The organism is Psychroflexus montanilacus, assembly GCF_020164535.1.
Classification (GTDB): Bacteria; Bacteroidota; Bacteroidia; order Flavobacteriales; family Flavobacteriaceae; genus Psychroflexus; species Psychroflexus montanilacus.
On record NZ_JAIQZC010000003.1, the window covers coordinates 340486 to 356500 of the forward strand.

General features: G+C 37.1%; 13 protein-coding genes. 7 read left to right on the forward strand and 6 right to left on the reverse strand.

Annotated features, from left to right (window positions below):
- Positions 1–67 precede the first annotated feature (67 nt).
- Positions 68–1111 (forward strand): ferredoxin--NADP reductase, encoded by a 1044-nt coding sequence (locus LB454_RS10495; protein WP_224464621.1) that lies wholly within the window; start codon positions 68–70, stop codon positions 1109–1111.
- Here the strand turns inward: LB454_RS10495 and LB454_RS10500 are convergent.
- Positions 1108–1500, reverse strand: a complete 393-nt coding sequence (locus LB454_RS10500) for a DUF2721 domain-containing protein (protein WP_224464622.1) — start codon at positions 1498–1500, stop codon at positions 1108–1110. The two genes, LB454_RS10495 and LB454_RS10500, sit on opposite strands and share 4 nt — an antisense overlap.
- A gap of 65 nt (positions 1501–1565) precedes the next feature.
- Positions 1566–3833: a TonB-dependent receptor gene (locus LB454_RS10505; RefSeq protein WP_224464623.1), complete on the reverse strand. Its 2268-nt coding sequence runs from the start codon at positions 3831–3833 to the stop codon at positions 1566–1568.
- 107 nt (positions 3834–3940) lie between these two features.
- On the opposite strand from LB454_RS10505, the gene LB454_RS10510 reads away from it, so the two are divergent.
- The 3 genes from LB454_RS10510 to LB454_RS10520 all read left to right on the forward strand — a co-directional run bounded on the left by LB454_RS10510 (position 3941) and on the right by LB454_RS10520 (position 6047).
- Positions 3941–4594: a metal-dependent transcriptional regulator gene (locus tag LB454_RS10510; protein WP_224464624.1), complete on the forward strand. Its 654-nt coding sequence runs from the start codon at positions 3941–3943 to the stop codon at positions 4592–4594.
- A 2-nt stretch (positions 4595–4596) separates the two neighbouring features.
- Positions 4597–5418: a ZIP family metal transporter gene (locus tag LB454_RS10515; protein ID WP_224464625.1), complete on the forward strand. Its 822-nt coding sequence runs from the start codon at positions 4597–4599 to the stop codon at positions 5416–5418.
- Between the two features lie 194 nt (positions 5419–5612).
- A complete protein-coding gene (locus tag LB454_RS10520) occupies positions 5613–6047 on the forward strand; it encodes a hypothetical protein (protein WP_224464626.1) in 435 nt (144 codons plus the stop codon).
- Here the strand turns inward: LB454_RS10520 and LB454_RS10525 are convergent.
- The 3 genes from LB454_RS10525 to LB454_RS10535 form a co-directional block, all read right to left on the reverse strand.
- Positions 6044–6646 (reverse strand): lipoprotein signal peptidase, encoded by a 603-nt coding sequence (locus LB454_RS10525; RefSeq protein ID WP_224464627.1) that lies wholly within the window; start codon positions 6644–6646, stop codon positions 6044–6046. The two genes, LB454_RS10520 and LB454_RS10525, sit on opposite strands and share 4 nt — an antisense overlap.
- 211 nt (positions 6647–6857) lie before the next feature.
- Positions 6858–7457 carry a porin family protein gene (locus LB454_RS10530; protein WP_224464628.1) on the reverse strand — a complete coding sequence of 200 codons (600 nt, stop codon included), beginning with the start codon at positions 7455–7457 and terminating at the stop codon, positions 6858–6860.
- Between the two features lie 138 nt (positions 7458–7595).
- On the reverse strand, positions 7596–8120 hold the full coding sequence (locus LB454_RS10535) for a hypothetical protein (RefSeq protein WP_224464629.1): 525 nt from the start codon (positions 8118–8120) through the stop codon (positions 7596–7598).
- Positions 8121–8200: 80 nt separating this feature from the next.
- Here LB454_RS10535 and LB454_RS10540 point away from each other — a divergent pair, with 80 nt between their 5' ends.
- Positions 8201–11182, forward strand: a complete 2982-nt coding sequence (locus LB454_RS10540; RefSeq protein ID WP_224464630.1) for a zinc-dependent metalloprotease — start codon at positions 8201–8203, stop codon at positions 11180–11182.
- Positions 11183–11506: 324 nt separating this feature from the next.
- Positions 11507–14854 (forward strand): T9SS type A sorting domain-containing protein, encoded by a 3348-nt coding sequence (locus LB454_RS10545; protein ID WP_224464631.1) that lies wholly within the window; start codon positions 11507–11509, stop codon positions 14852–14854.
- A 133-nt stretch (positions 14855–14987) separates the two neighbouring features.
- Here LB454_RS10545 and LB454_RS10550 read toward each other — a convergent pair whose 3' ends face one another.
- On the reverse strand, positions 14988–15314 hold the full coding sequence (locus tag LB454_RS10550) for a DUF6686 family protein (RefSeq protein ID WP_224464632.1): 327 nt from the start codon (positions 15312–15314) through the stop codon (positions 14988–14990).
- Between the two features lie 247 nt (positions 15315–15561).
- On the opposite strand from LB454_RS10550, the gene LB454_RS10555 reads away from it, so the two are divergent.
- Positions 15562–15993 (forward strand): hypothetical protein, encoded by a 432-nt coding sequence (locus tag LB454_RS10555; protein ID WP_224464633.1) that lies wholly within the window; start codon positions 15562–15564, stop codon positions 15991–15993.
- The last annotated feature ends 22 nt before the right edge of the window (positions 15994–16015 follow it).

Below are 16015 nucleotides of genomic sequence, written 5' to 3' on the forward strand. Positions count from 1 at the left end.
AAAATATTGTTCAATGTGAATGCTAATTCTGACAGGATTGTATTTTTAGCCAATAAATAAAAAATCAATGACTCAATTTCATACACTTTCTATCAAAGAAATCAATCGACAAACAGATAAAGCTGTGAATATCATCTTTGATGTTCCTTCTGAATTAGCTTCAGAATATACATTTAAAGCTGGGCAATACTTAACCCTTGAAACCAAAATTGATGGCGAGGACGTGAGGCGCTCTTATTCAATTTCTTCTGAAGAAGGAAAAGATTTGGGTATTGTAGTAAAGGCAATTCCTGAAGGAAAATTTTCTAATTATGCCAATTCTATTTTGGAAGTTGGCGATACCTTTGAAGTTCATCCAGCTGAAGGGAAATTTTTGTTACCTCAGCAATTGAATGGAAATGTATTTTGTGCTTTTGCAGCAGGGAGTGGTATCACACCTATCATGTCGATGATTCGCACACTCTTGTCTCAGTCTGAAACAGCAAAATTCGTTTTGGTTTATGGCAATAAATCCCCAGAGCAAACGATTTTTCTTCAGGAATTATTAAGCATACAAAAAGAGTATCCAAAGCGATTTTTCCCAGAATTCGTTTATAGCGAAGCCAAAGAAGACAATTCAAGGTTTGGAAGGATAGAAAGATCAACCGTGAATTATGTTCTCAAAAATAAATATGAAGGGATTGACTTTTCTGAATTCTACCTCTGTGGCCCTGAGCCTATGATCGATGCGGTGACCGATAGTTTAATCGCTGCTGAAATTGACGAGAGTAAGATTAAGTATGAATTGTTCTATTCTCAATCTGAAGGCAGCATTGAAGCAGACACTGACGGTAAAACTGCATTAACGGTTATCGTTGACGATGAGGAATTTGAGTTGTCTATGGATCAGAATGATGTGCTGCTAGATGCTATTTTGGCGAAAGATATTGATGCGCCACATTCCTGCCAGGGTGGAATTTGCAGTTCTTGTGTAGCCAAAATCAAGGAAGGCACGGTGGAGATGCGAAAAAACCAAATCCTTACCGATGATGAGTTGGAAGAAGGACTGGTGTTAACGTGTCAGGCGCAACCGACTTCGGCTAAAGTGGTAGTAGATTATGACGATATCTAGTCGTTTTCGATATTTTTCAGCTGAATGTTCAAGGCTTTGACGCTAATTTGAATTTCTATAATAGATAAGATCAAGGAAATCATTAATAAGACAAGGGAAACGCCAAAAATGATGCTGCCTACGGTTTGCCATGTTTCGTAGATGGCAAACATGCTTACAACGCAGAGCAGTAGTGAAACAATGCCAAATAACTGCATGTTTTTAATCAAGGTTACCCGTTTTTTCAAATTAGAAATCTGAGCCTTGATGTCTGTATCTGGATGATCCTGGTACTTCTGATGCAGATTTCTTATTAGCCCCGCTATGGTTAAGAACCTGTTGGTATACGCCAAAAGCAAAAGTGAAATTGCAGGAAAAAGTAGTGCAGGTGTGGTTAAAGAAACTTCCATAGAATACTAGTTACAAATATATTCCAAAGATAGTTACGTAGAGTGATAACGAGCTTTAAAAACCTTTAAAACTTATACCTTACGTTAAGCATGAAATTCCTGCCGGGGCTTGGAATGTTAAAGGCTCTCAAAATCGATAAATGATCTACGTAAGTTTCGTTGAGCAGGTTTTGAAAGGAGGCAGAAGCTTCCAGTTGGCTTTTGTTTCCTATTCTAAAGGTTTTATTTAGACCTATATCCAGCAAGGTAAATCCAGCGGTTTCTTCTTCATTAAAACCTGGTCGATCCTGCTTGACCAACCCTCTAAGTCTTGAAAACAATGATGTGTTTTGAAGCTGACCAAATCCATAATTTACTTCAAAATTGAAATTGTCTGGAGGAATAAATGTAAGAGGCTCATCAAAATCTTTGTTGTTTCCTCTTACCAATGCGGCGCCAAGATTGAACCTTAGATTACGATTTTGTAAAGCAACGTACTGCAAATTGACTTCACTACCGTAGAGCTCTGCTTCGACCTGCTGATACTCCCAAATCTGAAGTCTTGATTTTGGCTGGACTTCACCTGTATCTGCAAAAAAGATAAAATTATCGACCTGACTCCCAAAAACCGACCAATCCAATCTAAACCTGTCTAAAGTTAAGGAGTAATTAAGGTCCAGTTGCAAACTTTGCTCGCGTTCAAAATTGGCGTTTCCAATTTCAAATCTATTGGTGCCTGGATGCTGGCCAAACGAGTAGAGTTCTGCTAAATCTGGTGAACGGTATCCAGTGGAAAAGTTAGCTTTTAGTTTCTGAGTTTTGCTTAAGCTTTTTGTAACCCCCAAAGAACCTGTAATCCCGCCAAAATTTGAAACTAAAGTCCTGCTATCTGGTTCGCCAGGTAAAATAAATCCAGCATCTATAAATTGTTCGTCGCTTGCATCTGCGTTCACATGGCGATAATCATATCTTAAAGCAGCCTGTATGAAGTAAGACTTCCAGTCCCAATTGACCATATAGTAAGCACCATTTTCTGCATAATTGGCATTTGGAATTAAAATCTCCTGGACGTTAGTTTGATTTTCATTCCTTAGGAAATTCCCCTGTAAACCAAGGTTGTGCGTGAAGCGACCAGTTTCAAAATTGATTCTTGCATTGTAGAAAGTGTTATTTTGATTAAGCCCAAGGTCCACCAAGCTGAAGTCTTCTTCTATTTCCTTCCGATCATTGAAATGATGAGAGATGTGAAAAACAGACTCAAATTTTCCATGATCGATGCGCTGATTGTAAGAGACTAATACATCAGTCACTTCCTGAAACGGGAGTTGCATATCTCGATCGTTTCTAGTGGTCGCATTAGAATTTTCCAGCTCATCATCCCCAATGATGCCAAGGTTTTGTCGAGAATAGGAAACCGATAATTTATTATCAAAATTTTCTTTATCAACTCCCACATGAACTCTGGCACTACTCATATTGAATCTGCTGTTGCCGATGATATCTCCATCGCCCGACTTATAATCTGCGTGATTTTCGTAAGCCAGTTCAATGCCAAAGAAAAGATCGTTATCAAATTTTTGACCAGCAGATCCATAGGTTCTCAATCCGTTGGAAACCGAGTTGAAAGTTGTGCCTATATTTCCAGAAAGTTCTCTGGAGGTTTTATAAAACTCATCATCCTGAATCAGAATAACTCCCCCTAAGGCTCCAGATCCATAAAGCACTGAAGCAGGTCCTTTCACGACGTCTATGTTTTTTACGCCAAGATCATTCACACCAAGGCCATGATCGGCTCCCCACTGTTGGTTTTCCAGTTTGTTGCCCTGAAAAATTGTGGCTACACGGCTAAAACCAAGACCGCGAATAAAGGGCTTAACAATACCCTGACCAAATTCAGCACCATAGACCCCAGGCACTTCTCTCAAAACACCCATAACCCCAGATGGACTGCTTTTATTCTCAATACGTCCCATGCTCACAGGGGTATAATTGTAAGGTGTTTTTGAATTTAAACCTGTTTGCCTGTCGATGATAACGACTTCATCTAAGGTGTTGTTTTTAGGTTGAAGTTGAAAATTGATTGTGGTTGTTTCACCAGGTTTGATAGTTACGGTTTTAAAAGCATCCTGATATCCTAGAGCAATCACTTTTAAGGAGTAAGTCCCAGCTGGTATATCCCGAACTGAAAACTCACCATTTTCATCCACTACAACATAATCATTCTTTTCAGTGATTTGAACAGTAGCAGATGCATTAGATTCACTCTCAAAAACCACTTTTCCTTTTAATATACCTGACTGTGAATGAGCCTCCACACTTATCAAAAATAAGATGATCCAAATACTATGTTTCATAAGTCCGTAATATAATTTTAGACAAAGCTAAAAAATAAAATATATACAACTAAATATTTTATAAGATTAAATAAAAACATTACTTTTGTTCAACTTAAAATTGACTTATGTTTTCCTTATCTGAAGAAAATTATCTGAAAGCCATTTTTCATTTGCAGAAACATTCCAAAGCTGGTGTGAGCACTAATGCCTTGGCAGAGGAAATGCAGACCAAAGCTTCTTCTGTTACAGACATGGTCAAAAAGCTATCGGATAAGAAACTCGTAGTTTATAAAAAATACCAGGGGGTTTATTTATCTGAGGCAGGCCGCCAGACAGCGCTTCAGATCGTAAGGAAACACAGATTATGGGAGGTGTTTTTGGTGGAAAAGTTGGATTTTTCATGGGATGAGGTGCATGAAGTGGCAGAAGAGTTGGAACACATCAAGTCCGAAAAATTGATTTCAGAACTGGATAAGTTTTTGGATTACCCTAAGCGAGATCCACACGGCGATCCTATTCCAGATGCCAAAGGCAACTTTCAGGCGGCCAACAAAACCTTGTTATCCAATTTGTCTAAGGGAGAAAAAGGAACTTTGGTTGGTGTAAAAGACACTTCATCAGAATTTTTGAAATACCTGGATAAAAATGATATCGCCCTTGGTAAAACCATTGAAGTTTTAGACAAAGAAGAATTTGACGGTTCCATGCTAATTCAGATTGGTGATAGAAGTCTAAGAGTGTCAACGATGGTTACGGTAAACATTTATATAAAAATCTAACTATGGAGAATCTTATCTCTTTTTTTGAAGCTCAAGACCCCGTCATGGCAGCTCTTATCGCTACTATATTCACCTGGGTTGTCACAGGACTTGGAGCTTCTCTGGTCTTTTTCTTCAAAACGATGAACAGGAAACTATTTGATACAATGCTGGGTTTCACTGGCGGTGTGATGGTAGCGGCAAGTTTCTGGAGTTTACTGGCACCAGGCATAGAAATGAGCGATGGTGAGGGTTTTATAAAGGTGATTCCTGCTGTGGTGGGTTTTGTATTGGGAGCACTTTTCATTTTTGGACTGGACAAAGTCTTACCCCATTTACACGTCAATTTTAAAGAAAGCAGAAAGGAAGGAGTCAAGACCAAATGGCATAAATCGGTTTTACTTACCCTGGCTATAACCTTACACAATATCCCGGAAGGATTGGCAGTTGGCGTGCTGTTTGGCGGAGCAGCTGCGGGTCTGGAAGGAGCGAGTATTGGTGGTGCGGTAGCTCTGGCCATTGGGATAGGCTTACAAAATTTTCCCGAAGGTTTTGCAGTAGCCATGCCATTGCGTGGCCTGGGACTTTCCCGCTGGAAAAGCTTTAATTACGGACATTTATCGGCCATCGTAGAACCTTTTGCTGCCGTTCTTGGCGCCTGGGCAGTTTTAACTTTCGAACCGATTTTACCTTATGCGCTATGCTTTGCTGCTGGAGCCATGATTTTTGTAGTCATTGAAGAGGTGGTGCCAGAATCTCAGCAAGATCGTAATATCGACTTGGCTACACTCGGTTTCATTGGTGGTTTTGTGGTGATGATGACCTTGGATGTCGGTTTGGGGTAGTATTTACTTTTAATCTATCTTTTGTCGAAACATTTTTTAAATCTTAAGCCTTAAGAAAACAGGAAGGTAAACAGAATGTTGATATTTTAGAACTATACCTTTTCAAATGATTGAACTGCTTTTAGAATCAAATCATAATTGTTTTGACATTATTTCTATTACTTTTAGTTTTCAATATCTAACCCGGACGGATCATGAAATTTCACTTTTTTATCATAAGCTTACTATCGTTATCATTGAGTTTAACGGCTCAAAATTCAGCAGAAAATGACAACACTCCTAAAGAAAAAGTTCAGGTGCCCGAGATCATTACCAAACTTAACGTGTTGGACCAGGTAGAAGTTGATGAGTATATACTCACATTTAAAAGCGTAGAAAGTGATGGCCGATGTCCAGAAAAAGTGACTTGCGTTTGGCCTGGAGAGGCCAATGTGGTGATTGAGATCTTTGATGGAACCGAGACATCCTCTGAGACTGTTGCGATTCCAGCTATGGGATTTCAAAAGGAAATCTTTACAACATCAAAACATATCGTTTACTTAAAAAATCTGGCGCCTTATCCCATTACTGCTGAGGATAAGATAAAAGCCTATGAGCTTTTACTAAAGGTGCATCCTAAAAAGCTTTAAGATTCCTTTTTAGGAAATGCTTTTTTATTGAAGACTACCAATAGTCCAAATCCTGTACTGATGGCAGTATCGGCTACATTAAACACTGGCTCAAAAAACACAAAGCGTTCGCCGCCCCAAATTGGAATCCAGTTGGGTAAGGTATCGTTATACAGTGGGAAGTAAAGCATATCGACAACCTTGCCTTTTAGTAATTCACCGTAAGGCTCTTCTGCAAAAAGGGTAGCAATGTTTCCTAAACTGGAATCGAAAATCACCCCGTAAAATACAGAATCGATGATATTACCGATGGCACCAGCCAGAATCAAAGACACTGAAATGATTAATATTTTAGGAGATTTTTTTCTAATTGTGTCCCACAACCAGTAGCTGATGAGTCCGATGGCAACAATTCTAAACGAAGTTAGAAGAATCTTACCGTAAGAACCAGGAATCTTCGCTCCCCAGGCCATACCGTCATTTTCTACAAAGAGAATACGAAACCAACCCAGCACATCGACTTCTTCGCCCAGCATAAAGTTAGTTTTGATATAAATCTTGGAGACCTGGTCGATCACCAAAATAAGGAGAATAAGGAGGGAAGCTTTCTTTAAAGACATAACGTTAATTTGAAATCACAAAAATAGTTTTTTTATTGAATTGGGATTTCATTTCAATTGCTTTTACTTACTTATTGAATTTTAGAGGTTTGAGCGGTTGATATCTTATGAATTCATTGCTCTTGACCTAAACGGTTTTCGACATTCAGCTTAAAGTCTTTAGGTTAACTTCCATCAGCGTCTGGAATGAGATGAGTACTGAAGTATTTAATTAAAATTGAAAATTAATCCCAAAAAATAAGCCTCTGGTTTTAATTTCATCTAAATCTGTTATGATATCAAAAGAAAATTCAGGACCATTTTGTAGGTCTATAAGGCCATAATTGTAACGTGCTTCTAAGGAAAATCCTTTGTAGATATGATATTCGATACCAGCTAACAGTCCAGCATTCCAGTCTTTAATAAAATCCATTGTTGATCTCCCGTTAGACTTTGTATTTACATCCAGGTGATAGCCTACAAATCCTCCAAGATTAAAAAAGAGATTAGGTTTGGCTTCAAATTTCATAAATACTGGAAGGCTCAGTTGAACAAGATTCGTATCAGTAGAAAAGAAACTTTCGTCTTTGATGCCATAACTTTCAAACAAGAGTTCAGCCTGAATGTTGCTGGTGTTGGAAAGCTTATAATATGCAAAACCCCCTGCATAAAATGAAAAATTAGAGGTGGAGCTGACCTTGTCCGATGAAAAACTATAGTCACTAACACCAGCTTTTAGACCATAACTAAATAGAGATTCTTTATTTTCTTGGGAATACAAAAATTGAAGTGAAATGAAAATTAATGCAGTTGATAATAGAAGTGATTTCATAAGGTTTGTCTTTTATTCTATAGATAGGCCATCTCGTAAAAGTTGCGTAAAAAATATACTTCTAGCTAAGCTTAATGATTTAATAACAACTCAATTGAGTTTAGGGATAAGTCAGATAGCAATCGTATAGAAAAAACATTACTTAGTGATTGAAAAGCTTTTTATTTTTTGAGGGACTTTTGAAATTTCAAAATCTAAGCTGTAGCTAACAGTTTTATCTTTATTCGTACTTACTTTTAGACGCCCTTTTTCAACTGGGAAGTATCCGGCCTGATCTCCACAAAAGCAAAGTCTACCAAAGAATACCTTTGCCTGTTTTAAATCCTGATCTTCTAAGTGAAGGTTTTTAGTATTAGAGCTTATTTCCAAATAGATCACTTCCCTATATCCATCGTCTGCTATTCTGGGATCCTGAGTACGTTTATATTCAAATTTTAAGACTTTATGATCTCCTTCTTTTACCTCAGGGTAAAGTGCATCTATGCCATCTTTTTTAATTTCCAGAGATGAATTGTTGAAGATTTCAAAAGTACAGTTTCCATCCTCAGGACAAATTGTTGTGGATTCACTTACAGACTCTACATTTTCTAGGTTCTTTTGATTTGTTTTACAAGCCATAACTCCTAAGATTATACTTAGTACAAGAACAGTTTTAAAACTCATTTGTTAAGTATTTTAATAAATATCAAACTTAAGTATTAATTAAGTGCTAATTTTAGGTTTTATTTTTTTAAACAGACTCCATGAAACTATTCACTACTAAATTATTTATTGGCTTTATTTTCAGCATCTTAATCTCAACATATGGCTATTCCCAAAATCAAGATTCTTACTGGACTCTTGTAGAGGCAATTGAGGTCAATCAAAGCAACGCTGTGCTTGATAGATCTGTACCCAGTAAAAGTAGTTTTCTGTCTTTGGATATTGAAAGTATGGAAAAACTTTTAGAAAATGTTCCCAAAAGAAAAAGCAGTAGATCCTCCAAAAAAACTCTTGACTTTCCAAATGCTGAGGGGGTTTTGGAATCTTTTGAAATATTTGAAGCTTCTGTAATGACTCCAGAGCTTCAGAAACAATTCCCAACTACAAGGTCATTTATTGGTAAAGGTATCGAAGACCCTGCTGCAATACTAAGGTTTAGTATTTCAAAAGAAAAGGGATTAAGTTCTATGGTTCTATCAGATGGGAAGACTGTTTTTATAGAACCTTATCATCCTGAAGAAAACCTGTACATCAGTTTTATCAATTCAGTTACTGATGATTCCAGCGAAGATGGTTTTGAGTGTTTAACAGAGACTTTACCTGTTGAAAACCCAATTTCGGATGAAGACTTTAAGGCTTTAAAAAATGCTGATGATGGTAGTCTAAGAACTTTCAGGTTGGCTTTGGCTTGTACAGTAGAATATGCTCAATTTCATGGAGGCACATTAGAAGATGTTATGGCTGCAATGAACACAACAATGACACGAGTGAATGGAATATATGAACGTGATATGGGACTTACTATGGTGATGGTACCCAATGAAAGTATTATTTTCCTGGGACCAAACCCAAGTTCAGACCCTTTCTCTAACGAGAATGTAGGTGAAATGCTTGGTCAAAATCAGCAGGTTTGTGATGATAATATAGGGTTTGAAAATTATGATATTGGCCACGTATTTGGGACTGGAGGAGGAGGAGTAGCCTATTTAAACTCACCCTGCACAGGGATAAAAGCAGGAGGAGTTACAGGTCAATCATCACCAGTTGGGGATACCTTCGATGTAGATTATGTGGCTCACGAAATGGGACATCAATTTGGTGGTAACCATACTCAAAATAACAGCTGCAATCGAACTGGAGTATCCGTGGAACCTGGGAGCGCCTCTACAATTATGGGTTATGCGGGAATCTGCCCTCCAAATGTTCAGTCCAATAGTGATGACTATTTTCATGGCGAAAACATAAAAGAAATGTGGCTGAATATATCTCAAGGCAATAGTACTTGCGCAGAACAAACTGAAACTTCTAATACTCCACCATCTGCAGATGCGGGGTCTGACTATTTTATTCCTAAATCAACTCCTTTTATCTTAAAAGGAAATGCAACAGATACAGACGTTGATGATGTTCTAACATATAACTGGGAGCAAAATGACAGAACTCCAGCACCTATGCCTCCTCAGTCAACTTCAACAGTAGGGCCAGCATTTCGATCTTTATCTCCATCAGTTTCTCCAGATCGATTTATGCCAGATTTTAGTACCGTTCTTTCTGGTTCTTTATCTTCTACCTGGGAAGTAGTACCATCAGTTGCAAGGACGATGAGTTTTTTATTGACTGTTCGCGATAACTCTGTTTTGGTAGGAAATACAAGTTCTGATGAGATGTTAGTTACAACGGTAGATACAACTCCATTTACTGTACAGACTCCGCCGGCATCGGCATCAGGATCGACTCTAACAGTCAACTGGACGGTTGGAGAAAGTAATATAGCTCCTATAAATTGTCAAAATGTAACTATTTATTTTTCTGAAAATGGGGTTGATTTTTCTACTGTGTTGGCTTCAGAAATTCCAAACTCTGGATCTGCTGAAATTACTTTACCTGAAGTTCAAGATGGTACTCAGGCAAAAATTTTGGTAGAAGCTGCAGACCATATCTTTTATGCAGTGTCTGATTTTTTCGAAATAAGTTCTGAGCCTGATTTTAGTATCAATGCGATGATAACAGACCGAAGCATTTGTAATTTAGATACAGCTAGCTACGATTTTGAATTCGTCACTTCCAACGGTTTTTCTGAATCAACAACATTTTCTGCAACTGGTCCTGATGAAGCCATATTTGACTTTACACCTTCAAGCCTCGATGAAGCTGGCTCTTTTACCTTAAATGTTTCAAATCTTCTAAATGTGAGTGCCAATGATTATACTTTAGAAATTTCAGCTACATCCACTAACCTTACAAAATCTGTTACTGTAAATCTGACTATTGAAGACGGTACCTGCGAGTCTGTAGCCAATACAAGTTTTGATACTAGTACCACGGGTGTTATCATTAACGATGGCGAGACAGATATTTTGAGTAATCTAAATACTGGAAAGCCTTCTGGATATAGCGATTTTACAGATATAACTACAGACCTCGTGATAAACCAAAACTATGAACTGACTGTTAATGCAAATTCTGATGGAGATTATCAGATCATCACTTATGTTTGGATAGATTGGAATCAAAATTGCAGTTTTGATGACCCAGGTGAGCTATACAATTTGGGAAGATCTCAAGATTTATTCAATCAACCTACAAGCAATTCTCCATTGGCTTTTTCAGTTCCTTCTGATGCCATTTTGGGAAACACAACGATGCGGGTTACAACAAAATATACTCCATCAAATGCAAATGATTTTCCTTTACCTTGTGAAAATAACCATGATGGTGAAGTAGAAGATTATACAATCCATGTAAAGTCTACATTGAGCCAGGCTTCCTTTGCTCTTCAAAATTTAAGAATCTACCCAAATCCTAGTCAGGGAAAATTCAATGTTGAATTTTTTGTAGAAAATAGTACTGAAGTCAAATTGAAAATATTTGATATTAGAGGGCGTTCTTTAATGAATAAAACTTACGATGTTTTTGGTAATTTTAGTCAGGAACTCAATTTGAATAACCTATCCACTGGAGTTTACCTTATGGAACTAAATGATGGAACAAATAACTTTACTAAAAAAATAATTATAGAATAATTTGGCTATTTATTGTTTCTATAGCCACAAGCTAATTGATCAAAGTCCATAGTTGAAATTATGGGCTTTTCTGATTTACAGCAAGTTGTGTTTTGTTGATCAAGTTTTTACTATTATCAAACTAAAGTTAAAAATTTAGATAGATTTAAGGACTGTTCTACTGTTTAGCTCACTAGAATCAATGCTCTGCTATAGTGTTCATTATTATTGCTTAAAATTATTTTTTATTTTGACTTGCTTGTTAAGAAAATCTAACATTTATTTGTAGAACTTATACTACAAGTTTGAGAGCGGTCCAAACTTCCATTTTTAAATCTTATTACTATGAAAACAACAGTACTCACTAGTTTGCTTGCTTTTCTTTGTATTTTATCTGTAGCAAGCTCTACACCCGAAGATTTAGCAAGTGTAGAATTGATTGAAAGAGACATCGAAAGTCGAGTGTCTACAGATCACGGAGTTCAACCTTTAGATTTTTCCAATGCGGGTTCCACAGGTTCACTTACCTTAAGCTGGAGGCCAGACTATGGTATTTCATTTGAAGAGCAGAAGATTCTCGCAGTTCAACAAGGTGCGAATCTCAACATCCAAACCCTTTTAAACGAACTCGAACTAGGCAACAAAACCATTGTTGCGGGGATGGATCTCATTGTGGAGGAAGACTTTATTTCAACTCTCGTTGATCCAAAGTCACTCACGTTAAAATCTGGCAGGGACATCATTTTTAAGTATGGAGTTCAATTTGAATCCTCTATTCAGCCATTAGATTTGATTCTCTGGTCAGACGCAGATGGCGATGATGTTGGTGGTGTCTTATTGGATGTTGACACTGCTATTCATACAAACGGAGGTCATCTTTGGATTGGTGGTGGAAGTGGAGCGACCAACTGGAAGGGATTGAGCGTTGGCAATAGTTATGCTGCCGGACTTACAGCTCTGGCTTCCAATTCAGCCTATCCTTTTGCTGGTGTTAATTTAGTTGGTTCCAGTATCGATACTGGTGATGGTGAAATCTATCTTTACGGGAAATCCATGCAGGCCCACTATCGAGATGGTATTGGAGTGAGAGTGAAGGGTATGAACCTTACCGCAAATGGAATTTACATTCATGGAATAGGTTCTAAAAACGGAAACACTCCAGATAACACCAACAGAGGAAACTGGGGAGTTGGTCTTGAAAATACAATCACCATTTCTGCAGGTGATATTTATGTGTTAGGTCAGGGAGGTGGCCAGCAAGCTGGCGCTAATGGGGGACTCAATTATGGAATTCTTCTCAATAATAATTCTTCTATTATAGCTTTAGAAGATGCAAATATTGACTTTATAGGAATTGGTGGAGGTAATCCTTCTATAGATACCAATAGAGACAACGATGGTCTTCGCATCAATGGTGGGCTCATGACAGTCGATAAGGGAACTTTAAGGTTTCATGGGGTTCCTGGACTTCATGACAATTCTGCCGACATCGATCAAAATGGTGGTGTTATAGAATCCAGGGATAGTGAAGGTCATATATCTTCAGGTTCATTTATATTAGAAGTAGATCACATGGAAGTAGCTTCTTCTGTTAGGTACAAATCTTATGGAGAAATGAACATCATACCAAGAACAGCATCCACTACAATCGATATAGGTGGAACCCAGGGAAATTTGAAAGTCTCTCAGCGTCTTTTAGAAAGTAATCTTGAGAATGGTTTTTCTAAAGTAAGTGTTGGTGGTCCATTGCAAACCGGGGATATCGCTGTAAATTTATCTGATTTTCATCATTCAATTGAGCTTCAGACAAGCGGTAATATCGCTTTTGCGTCAGATATAGTAACTACAGACAATAGCAGTTTTAGCATTATCAATGATCACTTACAATTTAATGAACCAAGAGTTTTTAACATTCAAGGAGGCTTTGAGTATAAAGCATTTTCAAATCAGCTCAATCAGCCTATTTCTTATCCAATCCCAAACCTTACGATTGATTCGTCAACATTACATTTTGGAACCAAAGGTTGTGAGGTAGATTTACAAATAACGGAAGCTATAGAAACTTCTAAAAATTTGAAGCTGAGTGGAAATAAAATTTGGATAGATCACGATCTAAAATCTACCGGCAACGCTGATTTAATTTTTGAAGGGCATGTTATTTTAAAACCAGGGGTTGTATTAGCATCAGAAAATAATATTAGTCATGATGGCGATATTACCTTCAGAAGTGACGCTTCAGGGGATGCTGTACTTGGAGAAATCAAGGGAGAATTTATTACTCATAGTGGAGAAGCCATAGTAGAGAAATATTACCCGGCTAAAAGGGCTTTTAGATTGCTTTCCAGCCCAGTTTCTTCCAGTAAAACCATTCATGAAAGTATTCAAAATAATGGGATCTTTCAGGATGGTGTGGGCACACATATTACAGGATCCACAACAGGAGAAAATGGATTTGATCCTTCCGCAACTGGAAATCCATCTATGTTTATGTTTCATTCTGAAAAAGCATGGGTACCCATACCAAATACAGATCAAATGGTCTTAGAGAACGGAACACCCTATCGCCTTCTGGTGAGAGGTGATAGAAGTGTGGACTTGAATAACAATACCTCTCAAGCGACACCAACAGTATTAATTTCAAAAGGAAATGTAAAGTCAGGCAGTTTTTCCTTGCAGCCAGATACTTTTATGAGTCACCAAAAAAATCATAGTTTGGTTGGGAATCCGTATCAGTCTAAAATTGATGTTTCGACCCTTCTATCTAAGTCCAGCCAGGTTAATCCCAATCATTACTATGTATGGGACCCCATGTTGAATAACAAAGGTGGATACGTGACTGTAGATCTTGAAGATGGAACCAATTCACAAAGTTCATTCTCAGCCGGATCACTAATTCCAGCTGGCGAGGCATTCTTTCTGGAAGCTACCACAGCATCCCCAACCCTCAATTTTTCTGAAGATGTAAAGCGAATCTCAGAGGCTTCAAACCAGACTAATGATGAAGAAGGTCTTTTAAGTTCTTCAACATTGAAGATTCAACTTATGAAATCAGACCAGACTATAATTGATGGAGTGAAACTAAAATTTGATGAAAATGGAAACAATCTTGTAGACCTTAAGGATGCAAGCAAAATGAAAAATCAAGATGAAAATCTTGCTATTGTCAATGAGGCGCAATTGCTAAGTATAGAATCGCGTAATATGCCAGTAAAAGACGAGCGTATTGTTCTTCATACCACCAACTGGAGGAGTCAGGATTATGGGTTTAAAATTTCTATAGCTCATCTGGAGGATACGGAGGTGATTCTATACGACACGTATTTGGAAGAAAAGTTTCTAATGCAGGATGGAGACATTTACAATTTCAGCATAGATGAACATATAAAAGCTTCTAAAGATTCAAACCGTTTTGAAATTGTCTTTTCTACAGATAATCTTTCAGTTACTAGTTTTGATTCATCAATGTTTCAGGTGTATCCAAATCCCGTTAACGACTACTTTAGCATTACTACCCCCTGGACTGGTGTATCTCTTCAGTTGGATATGTATGATCTTTTAGGTAGACAAATCTTAAGCAAAAATGTCAAAAGTGAGGATATAAGTATTTCTACAGAGTTCTTAAGAACAGGAGTATATATGGTAAAACTTTCAAAAGGAAAAGAGGTATATACCACCAAAATCGTGAAGCAGTAATTATTTTAAGTTCAAATATTTCAGATAGTTAATTGTTGTTTTTCATGTTGAGAAGGCCTTTTAGTCTAGTACTAAAGGCCTTTTTCTTTATAAGACACAGCTAGACACATTTTTGCAGAAAAAGAAATTTAAATTAAACTTCTTCCCTTATCATTTCAGTGATACTCATAAAATTCAAAGATTGTTGAAGGCCATCTTTGAGCTGGTTAAATTGAGATTCATTAAAAGTAAGTTGTAAATCTGGATATGGAGTATCTACAATGACTCTGAGTTGGTCATCAGGAAATTTATAGGCTCTGCTTTCAAAAGAAGATGTGAAGAACGAAGTGTGCCAGTTTATGAACTCTTTTTTAGTAAAACCAGCGATGATTTGTTGAAAATAAATGCAAACTTTTTGGCATGATGCACATTGAGAAATAAGATATTCTGAGTCTTCATAAAGTATGGTTATCTCACACATTTCATTGATTTTTGTGCCTGTACCCGCCTTATTGGCTTTTGAAAAAGGCGGGCAGGACTTGGTTTAAAATCAAAATACAATACAAATATATAACTTATTTAGACTTAATAAAAATAATATTTGTTGATAAACGGTTAAATCTCAATAGATCAGACTTATTTTAGAAATAGAAACGATTGAAGTTGTCTTAAATACCAGCTTAGCTAATATTTTTTATTACCTTAAACTCGAAGAAGAACTATAAATAATGACCCATAAAACTGCATTAAGCTGGATAATAACAGGAATAGGTATGGCCATTATAGTTATTTTCTTTTGTATAGTTGACTCCTCCTTTTCAGACCAAATGACTAAAGACGAGATTAAAATTTCTATTCAAAATTATCAAATCAGTATTTGGATAGGTTGGATTATTATGACTGTTTCTGCCATTTACAGGCAGTGGAAATCCAAAAATTATGTTTTATTTCTCATCGATTATGTCATTGTTATCACCGCCTTCATAGGTTTAGGCTATTTCTTAGGTAAGGGGCAGGAGTTAGGCTTGTGGACATTTAGTAATTCCTTTACACAAGGGATTGAATTTAATGTGATAAGAAATATTTTTCTGATTTGTTTTATGACAGGATTTATACAAGCTGCCATCTGGCTATTCTCAAGTAAGTGGCATCGCAAATGAGTTTTTATGCTGAATTTGAGCC